The organism is Paenibacillus guangzhouensis (assembly GCF_009363075.1).
Classification (GTDB): domain Bacteria; phylum Bacillota; class Bacilli; order Paenibacillales; family Paenibacillaceae; genus Paenibacillus_K; species Paenibacillus_K guangzhouensis.
Genome location: NZ_CP045293.1, coordinates 3,824,339 through 3,836,998 on the forward strand (window position 1 = coordinate 3,824,339; position 12,660 = coordinate 3,836,998).

The 12,660-nt window shown below is 48.4% G+C and carries 14 protein-coding genes; 5 read left to right on the plus strand and 9 right to left on the minus strand.

Going from position 1 to position 12,660, the window contains the following annotated elements:
- Nucleotides 1-14: 14 nt before the first annotated feature.
- The 6 genes from phoU to GCU39_RS17130 form a co-directional block, all read right to left on the minus strand.
- On the minus strand, nucleotides 15-668 hold the full coding sequence (gene phoU, locus GCU39_RS17105; RefSeq protein ID WP_152394625.1) for a phosphate signaling complex protein PhoU: 654 nt from the start codon (nucleotides 666-668) through the stop codon (nucleotides 15-17).
- Between the two features lie 33 nt (nucleotides 669-701).
- The gene (gene pstB / locus GCU39_RS17110) at nucleotides 702-1,457 is read right to left on the minus strand and encodes a phosphate ABC transporter ATP-binding protein PstB (RefSeq protein ID WP_152394626.1); all 756 of its coding nucleotides are present in this window, start codon (nucleotides 1,455-1,457) and stop codon (nucleotides 702-704) included.
- Nucleotides 1,458-1,497: 40 nt separating this feature from the next.
- Nucleotides 1,498-2,373 (minus strand): phosphate ABC transporter permease PstA, encoded by an 876-nt coding sequence (gene pstA, locus GCU39_RS17115; RefSeq protein ID WP_152394627.1) that lies wholly within the window; start codon nucleotides 2,371-2,373, stop codon nucleotides 1,498-1,500.
- A gap of 4 nt (nucleotides 2,374-2,377) precedes the next feature.
- A complete protein-coding gene (gene pstC, locus GCU39_RS17120) occupies nucleotides 2,378-3,307 on the minus strand; it encodes a phosphate ABC transporter permease subunit PstC (RefSeq protein WP_152394628.1) in 930 nt (309 codons plus the stop codon).
- Between the two features lie 26 nt (nucleotides 3,308-3,333).
- Nucleotides 3,334-4,284, minus strand: coding sequence for a PstS family phosphate ABC transporter substrate-binding protein (locus tag GCU39_RS17125; protein WP_152394629.1), 951 nt, complete (start codon nucleotides 4,282-4,284; stop codon nucleotides 3,334-3,336).
- 163 nt (nucleotides 4,285-4,447) lie between these two features.
- Complete coding sequence (locus GCU39_RS17130) at nucleotides 4,448-5,521, minus strand: methyl-accepting chemotaxis protein (protein WP_193726522.1); 1,074 nt, start codon at nucleotides 5,519-5,521, stop codon at nucleotides 4,448-4,450.
- Between the two features lie 169 nt (nucleotides 5,522-5,690).
- Here GCU39_RS17130 and GCU39_RS32315 point away from each other — a divergent pair, with 169 nt between their 5' ends.
- The 5 genes from GCU39_RS32315 to GCU39_RS17150 are packed head-to-tail and all read left to right on the plus strand — an operon-like array spanning nucleotide 5,691 to nucleotide 9,068.
- Nucleotides 5,691-5,816, plus strand: coding sequence for a hypothetical protein (locus GCU39_RS32315; protein ID WP_265333400.1), 126 nt, complete (start codon nucleotides 5,691-5,693; stop codon nucleotides 5,814-5,816).
- 15 nt (nucleotides 5,817-5,831) lie between these two features.
- Nucleotides 5,832-7,184 (plus strand): cytochrome ubiquinol oxidase subunit I, encoded by a 1,353-nt coding sequence (locus GCU39_RS17135; protein WP_152394631.1) that lies wholly within the window; start codon nucleotides 5,832-5,834, stop codon nucleotides 7,182-7,184.
- Nucleotides 7,181-8,203 (plus strand): cytochrome d ubiquinol oxidase subunit II, encoded by a 1,023-nt coding sequence (locus tag GCU39_RS17140; protein ID WP_152394632.1) that lies wholly within the window; start codon nucleotides 7,181-7,183, stop codon nucleotides 8,201-8,203. The genes GCU39_RS17135 and GCU39_RS17140 overlap by 4 nt, the downstream gene beginning before the upstream one ends.
- A gap of 20 nt (nucleotides 8,204-8,223) precedes the next feature.
- The gene (gene cydS / locus GCU39_RS32550) at nucleotides 8,224-8,325 is read left to right on the plus strand and encodes a cytochrome bd oxidase small subunit CydS family protein (RefSeq protein ID WP_407671557.1); all 102 of its coding nucleotides are present in this window, start codon (nucleotides 8,224-8,226) and stop codon (nucleotides 8,323-8,325) included.
- Between the two features lie 35 nt (nucleotides 8,326-8,360).
- Nucleotides 8,361-9,068, plus strand: coding sequence for a hypothetical protein (locus GCU39_RS17150; RefSeq protein ID WP_193726523.1), 708 nt, complete (start codon nucleotides 8,361-8,363; stop codon nucleotides 9,066-9,068).
- Between the two features lie 124 nt (nucleotides 9,069-9,192).
- Here the strand turns inward: GCU39_RS17150 and GCU39_RS17155 are convergent, their stop codons facing one another.
- From GCU39_RS17155 to GCU39_RS17165, 3 genes are all read right to left on the minus strand, one after another.
- Nucleotides 9,193-9,918 (minus strand): response regulator transcription factor, encoded by a 726-nt coding sequence (locus GCU39_RS17155; RefSeq protein WP_152394635.1) that lies wholly within the window; start codon nucleotides 9,916-9,918, stop codon nucleotides 9,193-9,195.
- Nucleotides 9,919-10,039: 121 nt separating this feature from the next.
- Nucleotides 10,040-11,845 carry a two-component system histidine kinase PnpS gene (pnpS, locus tag GCU39_RS17160; protein WP_152394636.1) on the minus strand — a complete coding sequence of 602 codons (1,806 nt, stop codon included), beginning with the start codon at nucleotides 11,843-11,845 and terminating at the stop codon, nucleotides 10,040-10,042.
- A gap of 27 nt (nucleotides 11,846-11,872) precedes the next feature.
- Entirely contained in the window at nucleotides 11,873-12,658 is a 786-nt protein-coding gene (locus GCU39_RS17165) for a bile acid:sodium symporter family protein (protein ID WP_265333548.1), read from the minus strand.
- Between the last annotated feature and the right edge of the window lie 2 nt (nucleotides 12,659-12,660).

Consider the following 12,660-nt stretch of genomic DNA (forward strand, 5'->3'; position numbering starts at 1 on the left):
CAAGGGGATTTCTACTAATTGAGTTCCGGGCGCTTCCCTGTTACCAAGAACACGACGCTCTCGCCAATATTGGTCGCATGATCCGCGATCCGCTCGATATAACGTCCAACGAACGTTAACAGCATCGCTTGGGATACCGTCTTCGGATCTTCTACCATCAACGTGAACAACTCACGCACGATTTGGCTGTAGAGCTGATCGACAGCGTCATCGTCTTTAGACATTTTATAAGCCAGATCCACGTTCTCTTCCATGTACGCACGAATGGATTCGAAGATCATCTGTTCCACGATCTCGCCCATCCGCGGAATATCGATCAATGGCTTCACGAGCTTCTGTCCTTCCAGTCGTACGACAACCTTCGCGATATCCACGGATAAGTCCGCCATACGCTCTAGATCGCTGGAGATTTTGAACGCCACGAGAATACGGCGCAAATCCTTGGCAACGGGCTGCTGTGTCAGAATCAACTTCGAGCCCACATCCAAGATGCGTTCCTCCATATGATTGATCTCGGAATCGCGGGCAATCAGCGCACGTGCGTGCTCGACATCCAGACGTTGCAGCGATTCGATCGATTCTTTCAGCATTTGTTCTGTTTCATTGCCCATCGCTTCTAGCAGCTTCGTCAGTTCATTCAGCCCTGAATCAAATTCTTTTCTAGGCATTGCTGTCTCCTCCTACGCTTCGTTATCGGATGATTAACCGAAACGTCCTGTAATATAGTCCTCGGTACGTTGGTCCGATGGATTCGAGAATAATTGCTCTGTTGGCGCGAACTCAACGACTTCTCCGTTCAAGAAGAATACCGTCTGATCGGATACACGCGCAGCTTGGTGCATGTTGTGCGTTACCATTACAATCGTATAACGATCTTTCAGCTCTTGGACCAGCTCTTCGATTTTTAGTGTCGAGATCGGGTCAAGGGCCGACGTCGCTTCATCCATCAAGAGAATATCTGGATTGACAGCAAGCGCGCGTGCAATACATAGACGCTGCTGTTGACCGCCGGAGAGACTGAACGCGGAACGCTTCAAATAGTCTTTGACTTCATCCCACAATACCGATTGGCGCAAGCTCTGCTCTACGATCTCATCAAGCTTCTGTTTGTTACGAATACCATGCAATCTCGGACCGTATGCAATATTGTCGTAGATCGATTTAGGAAATGGATTCGGCTGCTGGAACACCATCCCGACTTTTTTGCGAAGTGTCTCGACATCCACCTCATTGCTATAAATATCCGTACCGGTAATTTCCACGGCGCCTTCAATTTTCGTTCCGGCAATCATGTCATTCATACGGTTCAATGTGCGAAGCAATGTCGATTTACCGCATCCGGACGGTCCGATAAACGCGGTGACCGCTTTCTCCGGAATCGTAAGGGATACATCTTTCAGCGCGTGGTACGTGCCATAATACAAATTCAATTTTTTAATATCGATCAACGTATTCATACGTTTCTTCTCTCCTTTAATTGCAGCTGGCTTCGATTGATTACAGGTTCTTAGAATATTTGTTTCTGAGTAGGATCGCCGAGAAGTTCATGATAAGCAGCAAGCCTAATAATAGAATGATCCCTGCGGCAGCAAGTTCATGGAACGCCTCCTGCGGTCTCGAAATCCAGTTAAAGATCTGAATCGGCATAACCGTAAATGAATCCATAATCCCATTTGGCAAAAATGCAACGAATGTAAGCGCACCGATCATGACAAGCGGAGCCGTCTCACCAATCGCACGAGATAGAGCAAGAATGACACCTGTCATAATCCCCGGCATGGCTGATGGCAACACGGAACCGGAAACTGTCTGCCACCGTGTCGCACCAAGCGCAAAGGAAGCATCCCTGCGTTGTCTTGGCACGGCGCGCAGCGCTTCTTGCGAAGATACGATGATGATCGGAAGGATCAGGAGTGTCATCGTCAACGCCCCGGACAACAAGCTCCGTTCCAAATGCATCCCGCGTACGAAGATCGTAAGGCCTAAGATGCCGTAAACAATCGAAGGTACACCTGCTAACGTACTGATGTTTAACTGAATTAAGCGTGTAAACCAGTTCTTATTCGCATATTCTTCCAAGTAAATGGCTGCGCCGACACCTAAAATGAATGAGAGCGGCGTCATGATCAGCACCATATAAATGGATCCTACAATCGCGGATTTGAGCCCCGCCTTCGAAGCCATCCGTGACGGGTAGTTCGTGAACAAATCCGGAGACAACCTCGACAGGCCATCCATCATAATGTTCACGAGGAGCGCCATGAGCGCAAGCACACCAATGGCTGTCGCTGCGACGAAGAGGATATGAAGCACCCAGTCCGTCTTACGTCTACGGCTAATCTGTTCTCTGTTGGCATCTTGTAAAATACTCATCGGCTTAGTACTCCTCCCTGAACCGTCTCGCGACCCATAGGGCTAGAATGTTCAATAAGAATGTAATGACAAAGAGCGCCATCCCAACGGCATAAATCGTTCCATACTCGATTGATCCGTGCGGAATATCCCCAAGGCTTACTTGTACGATATATCCTGTCATCGTCTGAATGCTCTCCAGCGGGTTGAACGTTAGCTTCGGGGTTGCTCCTGCGGCTACAGCGACGATCATCGTCTCCCCAATCGCTCTCGAGAAGGCGAGAACGGCAGAAGATACGATACCAGAGAACGCTGCAGGCACGACGACCTTAAGCGCGACTTCAAATCGTGTGGCGCCAAGTGCATAAGCCCCGTTGCGCAAACTGCGCGGTACGGCCTGCATTGCGTCTTCACTAAGAGAAGAGACCATCGGAATAATCATAATACCGACAACAAGACCAGCACTCAATGCGTTGAACACACCTGTATCCGGGAAAATCGTACGAATGAGCGGCGTTACAAAGGTCAGTGCAAAGTACCCATAAACAATCGTTGGAACGCCTGCCAACACTTCCAGCACCGGCTTCACAATTTTTCGCACTCTCGTTGGTGCATATTCACTCAGATAAATGGCACATGCTAGACCTACGGGAATCGCGAATAGACATGCAATGATCGTAATTAACATCGTACCGCTCAGCAGTGGAAGAATTCCGAATGCTTTTGGTGCGATGAGCGGACTCCAATTCGTTCCGAAGATGAAATCAAAGATCGGGATTTTACGGAAGAAATCAACCGTCTCGGATAACAACGTGTAGACGATCCCGATTGTAGTTACAATCGAGACCGCTGCACATAAGAATAGGAATAGGGGCATCGCACGATCTAGGATGTACGTCTTCTTATTTTTGAAGGAGATGCTGGTAATGCCTGGGCGTTCCTTCGCTTGGTTCATGGTGTATGCCTCATTTCTATATCAATCTACTTGTTAAGCGATGCAATTTGCTCGTCGTATTTCTCTTGTGGAAGAGCGATGAATCCTACTTCTTGCGCGAAGTTAGCTACATTTTTCAAATAGTATTCTGTGAATGCTTTAACTTCTGGTTTCTCAAGAGCTTTCGTGTTCAGGTATACGTAAAGCGGACGGGATAGCGGCGCATAAGAATTATCTTTAATCGTCTCTGCCGATGGAGATACAACTGCCGTTCCGTTATCAATTGGGACAAGTTTCAGTTTATCTTGGTTCTCTTCATAGAAGGAGAATCCGAAGTAGCCAATGGACGCTTTGTCGCCTTCAACACCAGACACAATTGAGTTCGTATCTGCTGCGAATGTAATTTGCTTATCGTTACGGCTTTCTTGTGCTTTACCGTTAATCACTTCTGTGAAGTAATCGAATGTGCCATGCTCAGACCCTGGCGAGTAAATTTTGATCGGATCTGCCGGCCAGCCAGCGCGTACATCTGCCCAAGTCTTCGCCGTTGCTTCTGGACCATAGATCTTCTTCAATTCGTCGAGTGTCAATTTGTCTACCCAAGTATTCTCTTTGTTGACAACAATCGATAGACCGTCATAAGCCACTTCTAATTCTTTATAATCGATACCTGCTGCTTTTGCTTCTTCAGCCTCTTTATCCTTGATCGGACGGGATGCATTGCTCATCGCAATCTCGCCTTTAATGAATCTCTTAAATCCACCGCCTGTACCTGCTGTACCAACCGATACGCGAACGCCAGAATTTTCTTTACCGAATTCCTCTGCTGCAGCTTCTGTTAATGGGAACACCGTGCTAGAACCGTCAATTTCAATCGTACCGGATAATGCTGCTGCCTCAGTTCCTGTATCTGTTGTACCTGCTCCTGCTTCTTCCTTCTTACCTCCGCCGCATGCTGCAAGTGCAACGGCTACGATTAATAACATGACCAACATCATGTAGCTTTTTTTATTCTTGTGTAGCAAATTAACCACTCCTCTAGTTGATTGAATAACTTCTATAGCTGTATCATAAGATTCGAATGTTAAGACAATTGATAGAGTTTGTTAACGGATTGTAAATTTTGAGTTTTTGTTAAGTTTTCATGAACACGGTAAGCGATTAGCTTGTCTTCCGCAATTGTTCAACGATTTGAGACAGCGATCTTGTCACTTCGGATGTCTTCTTATCTGCAATAACCGATTGATGCCTGATATCCGACGCTTGCAACCGATTCTCTTCCGCGGCGTGAGACAACTTCTCGAATAGATCCTTGGCCTCGGTAACGAGCAATGCGCTATTCGCCGTCTCTTCCCGCCCGCTCTGAACATCGCGCACCGTACTTGTCACTGCCTCCGCGATCTGTTCGATCATTTCGGTAATCGCTAATGCGGAACGTTTGGTCTCATCGGCTAACTTCCGTACCTCGGCAGCCACGACAGCGAATCCTTTCCCATGTTCTCCAGCTCTCGCCGCTTCGATCGCTGCATTCACGGCCAGCAGATTACTCTTCTCTGCAATTTCACGGATAAAATGAGAAATCTCCGTTACCGAGCTTGTCTTCTGCTGCAAGGTATCAATCTGTTTCTCTTGCCTCTCTGCCTGTATCGCAAAATGTTGAAAAAGCTTCGAGACTTTGTCCAATTCGCTTTTGCCTTGAAGCGTTAAATGCACCATTTCCTCGGACTGCTTCATCCCTTGATCCGCTGCACTCGCCACCTCTTCAACGGAAGCGTGAATCTGATCAATTCTCTCCTCCATACTATGGGCGATTCCAAGCTGATCTTGGATCGATTGCTGCTGCTGCATTCTCGAAATGTGTAGAAGTACGCCTACGGTTAGAACTCCTACGAATTGCCCCTGACTCGTTACGATCACGCAGTCATACATATGCTTTTCCTCGCGATTTAACGCCTTATCTATCATCTCTTGCGGTCCTATATGTATATCCACGATCAATGGATTGGGATCCATGATCTGTGCGATTGGTTTTTCGTAATACAGATCTGCGCCATACTTCTTCCCTAAGAATCTGAAAAATCGATCTTTCATCACGAGCCCCATCGGCTCATTGGTCGTCTCATTGCAGACAACAAGGCATTCGCTGTCGATTCCGCGATGGATCATCTGGACTACTTCACGGCAGGGTTGATTTGGCGAGAGTACGCTAGGTACAGTAATAAATTTATGAATCATCAGTACTTTTGACATCGCTGTTCCTCGCATTCTTTGCTTTTGCTAACCAATTTACCATCCAACTATTAAATGAAGAGCTGCACTTTGTACTAAAAGTGTAAAATTTGGGCAAATTACGATCGAAGAATGATTCTAAGTTCCTATTCCCAAATCGAATAGAGGTGCAAAAGTGACCCATCACAAATCAACTCATACCGTCCATAAACAAGAACAACGTCTCATCAAGCTCTGCCTCGTCGTAGCCGTCATCATGCTGCTCGCTCTCGCACGAATGCTGATGAAATGGTTGTTATAAGGAGGCTGCACGCCCATGAGTCACTATGATCCCGTCATCTACAGCCGAATGCTCACAACGCTTACGCTCGCATTCCACATTATCTATGCCACGATTGGGGTAGGCGTCCCAATGCTCATTGCGCTTGCGGAGTGGATGGGAATTAAGCGTAAGGATCCTCATTATCTATTGCTCGCAAGGCGTTGGGCACGCGGGTATACCATTACTGTCGCGGTAGGGGTCGTCACCGGAACAGCCATTGGACTGCAGCTGAGTCTGTTGTGGCCAAGCTTCATGCTTGTCGCAGGGCAATCGATCGCTTTGCCGCTCTTTATGGAGACGTTCGCGTTCTTCATTGAAGCGATTTTCCTAGGAATCTACCTCTATACGTGGAATCGATTCCGCAATCCGATGAAACATTTCATGCTGCTGATCCCCGTCGTTATCGGTTCATCGGGGTCTGCTTTCTTCATTACGTGTGTCAATGCGTTCATGAACACCCCACGCGGGTTCAACATCTCAGATACAGGAAAGCTGACCGATGTTCAGCCGTTCCTGGCGATGTTCACCGCATCAATGCCAACTAAAGCTGCGCATGTATTAGCGACCGCGTATGTTACGGCTTCATTCATTCTCGGTGCGATGGCAGCGATGGCGCTTCTCAAGGGCAAGAACCATGTCTACTATCGCAAAGCGCTGAAAATCACAATGGTCGCTGGGCTTATCTTCTCCTTAGCAACGATTCTGATTGGGGATTTGTCAGGCAAATATCTAGCTGCCTACCAACCGGAGAAGCTCGCTGCAGGGGAGTGGCATTTCAAGACAGAGCGTTACGCCCCGCTCATTGTCGGCGGGATTTTGGATGATCAGAATCAGGTCCATTATGCACTGAAGATCCCTTATGCCTTGAGTATTCTTTCTCACGGGCTGCCGAGTGCTGAAGTCCAAGGTCTGGATGAAACGCCGAAAGACCTTCAGCCGCCGCTGTGGATTCACTATATGTTCGATTTGATGGTCTCCATCGGCATGCTCTTGTTGTTCATCGGCCTCTGGTATGTCATCGCCATGCGGCGTCGGCGCAAGTCTGGTGAATCCGCAAGGCCATTGAACAAGCTGCTGTTGTCCTTGATTGTTGTTGGTGCTCCGCTCTCGGTCATCTCGATCGAAGCCGGATGGATCTATACGGAAGTCGGACGGCAGCCTTGGATCCTCGTTGGCTTCATGAAGACAGTCCAAGGAGCCACCAAGTCAGAACATGTGGATCTAATGCTCTGGATCTTCGCGGGATTATACCTCATCCTCGGCGTGAGCAGCGCCTATGTGCTGCGAAGAATGTTCAAACATCATCCCGCAGAGGAAGAATTGAAGGGAGGGGGCTCTAAGGCATGAGTTACGAAATCTTGGGGATTACAGTGCTGTGGATCTTTCTATACGGGTATCTTATCGTCGCTTCGATTGATTTTGGAGCAGGCTTCTATAGCTTCTTCAGTCTCATTACCGGTAAGCGGCATCGTATTCATCCGATCGTCGAACGATACCTTACGCCAGTATGGGAAGTAACGAATGTCTTCCTTGTCTTCTTCTTCGTCGGCATTATCGGCTTCTTCCCGGAAACGGCCTATTATTATGGGACTTCCTTACTCGTCCCAGGGAGTATTGCGATTGTTCTGTTAGCGATACGAGGCGTCTACTATGTCTACAGCCAATATGGGAACCGCAACAATAAATTCTATATGTTCCTCTATGGCGTTAGTGGATTGCTCATTCCCGCATCGCTGTCGATTGTGCTGACCTTGTCCGAAGGTGGATACATTCATGAGCAGGGAGGCGTCGTTTCGCTCGACTATCATGCGCTATTCACGAGTGCTTACTCCTGGTCCGTCGTTGTCTTAGCGATCGTCAGCGTCTTGTACATCTCGGCCATGTTCTTGACGTACTACGCCGCCAAAGCCAAGGACAAAGAAGCCTTGGATATTCTGCGCAGCTATGCGCTGTTCTGGTCTGTGCCGACCATTCTGTGCAGCTTGTGGGTCTTCTTCGCGATTCAGCGGCATAATCTAGACCATTTCAATAAAATGGTCGATAATGCCTGGTTCTTCATCGCATCGTTCATCTGTTATGTGATCGCTGTCTATCTGGTCTGGAAACGAAGTCGGCTTCAACTATCCTTCGTGATGGTTATGCTCCAGTTCGGCTTTGCCTTCTTTGGCTATGGGAAATCGCATCTGCCGTATATACTTGTGCCTTACCTGACACTGCATGAGCATTTCACCAACGAATCGATGGCGCTTGCGCTCGTCATTGTCTTCCTGCTCGGGCTGCTTGTGCTGGTGCCTTCCCTATATTTGCTGCTGCGGTTATTCCTGTTCGATGCGAGCTATGTGCGAGGCAAGTTGAGTAAAAAATAACTAGCGGAGGTTGTGGATCGATGGAAGCGTTCCTGTTGTTCGTTGCACCGTTTATCATCATTTTTCTCGCCGTCGCCGTGTTGTTCTGGTGGGGGACGTTCGTGAAAGAGGATCAGGTGTAGGAGGAGGTGGGTCGAAGGCGGAAATAACTGCTTTTTTGCAGTTATTTCGGCGGTGCGCGGCCTGGGCGCGGCATTTAACTGCTTTTTTGCAGTTATTTCGGCGGATCGAGGCCTGGACGCGGCATTTAACTGCTTTTTTGCAGTTATTTCGACGGCACACGGCCTGGGCGCGACAATTAACTGCTTTTTTGCAGTTATTTCGGCGGTGCGCGGCCTGGGCGCGGCATTTAACTGCTTTTTTGCAGTTAATTCGGCGAACCGCGGCCTGGGGCGCGGCATTTAACTGCTTTTTTGCAGTTATTTCGGCGGCACGCGGCCCGGGCGCGGCATTTAACTGCCTTTTTGCAGTTATTTCGGCGGCACGCGGCCCGGGCGCGGCATTTAACTGCCTTTTTGCAGTTATTTCGGCGGCACGCGGCCTGGGCGCGGCATTTAACTGCTTTTTTGCAGTTATTTCGGCGAACCGCTGCCCTGACGAGCCAATTAACTGCTTTTTTGCAGTTATTTCGGCGGTGCGCGGCCCGGGCGCGACATTTAACTGCTTTTTTGCAGTTATTTCGGCCGTACGCGGCCCGGACGAGGCATTTAACTGCTTTTTTGCAGTTATTAGGACGGTTCACGGGCGAGTCGCGACAATTAACTGCTTTTTTGCAGTTATTTCGACGAACCGCGACCTGGGCGCGACAATGAACTGCTTTTATGCAGTTATTTCAGCAACGCGCGGCCTTGGGCACGCCCAATAACTGCTGTTCGGCAGTTATTTCGCACCTCCCGACCTAGTCTTGATCTACAATGATTCAAAAAAGAGCATCTTGCCACATCAACGGGATGTTGCAACATGCTCTTTTCTTGTTTCACGACTACGTGTTATCGCGTCGTGCTTACTTTTTTGTTCATCACAAGCTTATAGCCGACACCTCGAATGGAGTCGATTTGTACGGATTGCTGATTCATCTCCAGCTTCTTCCGCAGCGAGCTCACATGGACATCGACGGTACGCTGTCCGCCAATGTAATCGAATCCCCAGACGACGTTCATCAAGTCATCCCGCGTGATGACCATGCCTGGTCGCTGAACGAGATAGAGCAGCACTTCAAACTCCTTCGGACGCAGCGGAATCGCTTCGCCGTGCAGGACCACTTCATACTTCTCCGGATAGATTAGCAGCTCTCCCGCATGAATCACATTCTCCTTGGTTGCCGCTTGCGTTAGAGCCGATTCATCACCCGTTGTCCTACGCAGCACAGCCGAGACGCGTGCGAGCAGCTCTGCCACGCCAAATGGCTTGGTAATATAATCGTCTGCACCATGCTTCAAGCCTTGTACGACTTCTTCCTCCGCATTGCGCGCTGTTAGAATAATAATCGGAGTCCGCATCCCGGATTGCCGTATACGACTCAAAATCTCAAATCCGTTCATACCTGGCAGCATAATATCTAGAATAATCAAATCGTACATTTTCTGAAGGGCAGCCTGCAATCCCTCTGTGCCGTGATCAATAACAGTAATCTCGTATCCATCCTGCGATAAGTTATAAGAGAGTAGTCGAGCTAAGGTGGGCTCGTCCTCGATAATCAATATTTTTTGCGGCATGTGAATCGCAACCTCCTCGTCAAGCTCATTCCGGTCTTTTCGCCTCATTCATCATACCATGATTATGTTAACGCAGTGTAAATATTTTGTAAATCGACATTAATATTTACGAAACCGTCTGTTAAAATGCATGCTCCTGTACGACAGGAATTTCAATAATGAAGCGAGTGCCTACCCCGATCTCACTCTCCACCGAAATAGTCCCATCATGCGAATCCACAAGATGCTTCACGATCGAAAGACCAAGCCCCGTACCGCCTGAACTGCGCGACCGCGCTTTATCCACCCGATAAAACCGTTCGAAGATCCTTGGCAGATCCGCTTTCGGAATCCCAATCCCGGTATCTGAGATAATAAATCGAATTCGTTCATAATCCCCAGCAGCATTTACATCGACAGGCTCTAAGGTTACCTTCACTGCTCCACCTTCCGGTGTATACGAAATCCCGTTCGATACCAGATTCAGAATGATCTGGCGCAATCGATCTTCATCCGCTTCGGCATAGAGATGCTCAGGCACCTGCACTTGAAGATCGATAAGCTTCTTCGATGCTTCGGTCCGGAGCACATCCACCGTCGACTCCACGAAGCTGTGCAGTTCGACCGGGGAAAATTGAAGCGGCACGCGTTTGGACTCGATTTTGGACAACTCCAATATATCACCAATTAAGCGGTTCAAACGTTCACTCTCATCATAAATGATCTGCAAGAAAGAATTGGCCGTCGCAGGATCATTGACAGCGCCACTGAGCAAGGTCTCCGCGAATCCTTTGACCGCTGCGATCGGTGTCTTCAGCTCATGGGACACATTCGCAACAAACTCACTGCGCATCCGCTCCAATCGCCGAATCGCCGACAAATCCTGCATTAGTACCAAGATGCCGCCGAATTCGTCTTCCCAGATCATAGGCACAACATCGATCTCGAGTAAGCGCTCCTCTGGGAAATAGATCGTGACTTCGTCGCGCATCACTTCCCGCTTCTCAAGCCCTTCCGCGATCATCTTCGTCAATTCATACTGCTGCTTCACTTCAGTATAGCGATGCCCCAGCAAGTATCCTGTTTCTTTGCCCAGAATCATCTCGGCCATCTGATTGACGAGCACGATTTTGCCTGTTGGGTCTACCATAACAATGCCGTTAATCATATGTTCGAGCACATTTTTCAATCGGTTCTCATTCTCGCGAATCAAATTCATCTGGGTCTGCAGACTATCCGCCATAGCGTTAATTGCTGATCCGAGCTGCTCAATTTCATCTACATTTTTGACATCCACCCGCGAGCGGTAATTCATATGCTTTATCTGATGTGCGACGCGCGTTATTTTCTCAATCGGCCGTGTTAGATTATGAGCGATGCGATAGCTGATCATGCCCGCAAGCACGAACATAATCGCAAGACCTACAGATAAATAGATCCATAAAGCACGAATACTCGCCTCAACATCCTGAATGCTCATCGCAAGACGAACATAGCCTTCAAAATATGGCTTATTATGCACAGGCAAGGCGACGTATAACATATTTTCACCAAGCGTATTGCTGTAACGGATCTCACTTCCGAATCCCTTTGTCTGAGCATTCATCACTTCCTGCCGATCGAGATGGTTATCCATCGAGGCGGGATCATGGTCCGAATCTCCTAATACTTTGCCATCCTGTCGGATGAACGTCACCCGTGCTCCTGAGGATTTGCTGATTAGATGAGACTCCTCGGTTAATTGCTTGATCGCCTCCGGCTCCGTCGATTGAATTTGATCCCAATGGAAGGTCGTATCAATGATTTTTATTTCCCGGGTCATATTCTCTTCCAACGCTTCGATATGAGATCTTTTGAATACTTGCACCATATAGAAACCGGAAGCTGCCATCGATAAACCAATAAGGACGATCATGATCACTGTAAGTCGAACTTTGAATTTTTTCATCACACGCATCCTATCTGTTCATAAGGTTTACCTCTTATCGTACCGAGACATGCCTTTTTTGGCTAGACATCGTAATGTTAAGATTTTATGAAGGGCATGGTAGGCGGTTGCCATCCGTTGTTGAACCAGAATAGACAAGACCACCGGAATCGATGCTTGAGGCGAAAAATATCCCATGGCAATAACAATCCCAAGTGAGATATTCCGCATGCCGGTAGCGTACGCAACAGTTACTTGCAGTGAAGCATCGGTACTCCCCTTCGTTAGCCATCGCGATCCTACGGCCCCGACCCCGTAACACAGCGCTACCAATAGGATAACCATTGGCACGAGCTTCATCATATCTTGCGATACACCCTCTACAAATGGCGCAATCGCCGAAGCGTTCAATAGAATAACCGCGAGAAAAGCTAGCTTGGACGTGGGAAGCATAACCGATGCCGTACGTTCCTTAGCTTGCCCCTTCGATATCTCATACACGGCGACACCAAGTGCCGTAGGCAACACAACAATCCAGATTAGATCTAGCATAACCCCCATTGTATCGATGGTCACCAACTGACCAAATGTCCACTCGATCGCATGCGGAACCACAACGGGACTTATTACCGCATCCAGGACAACCAATGCCAAGATCAAAGGTACACTGCCTTGCGACAGTCCCACCCAAATGATAGAGGAGACACCAAGTGGAATGACGGTGAACAATACCAGCCCGACCACATAAGGAGAGTTCGAGCCAAAGACCACTGATCCGAGCAAATAGGCTAACACGGGGGACACCAGATGAGCTAACCCTAGCGTTAACAGCATCA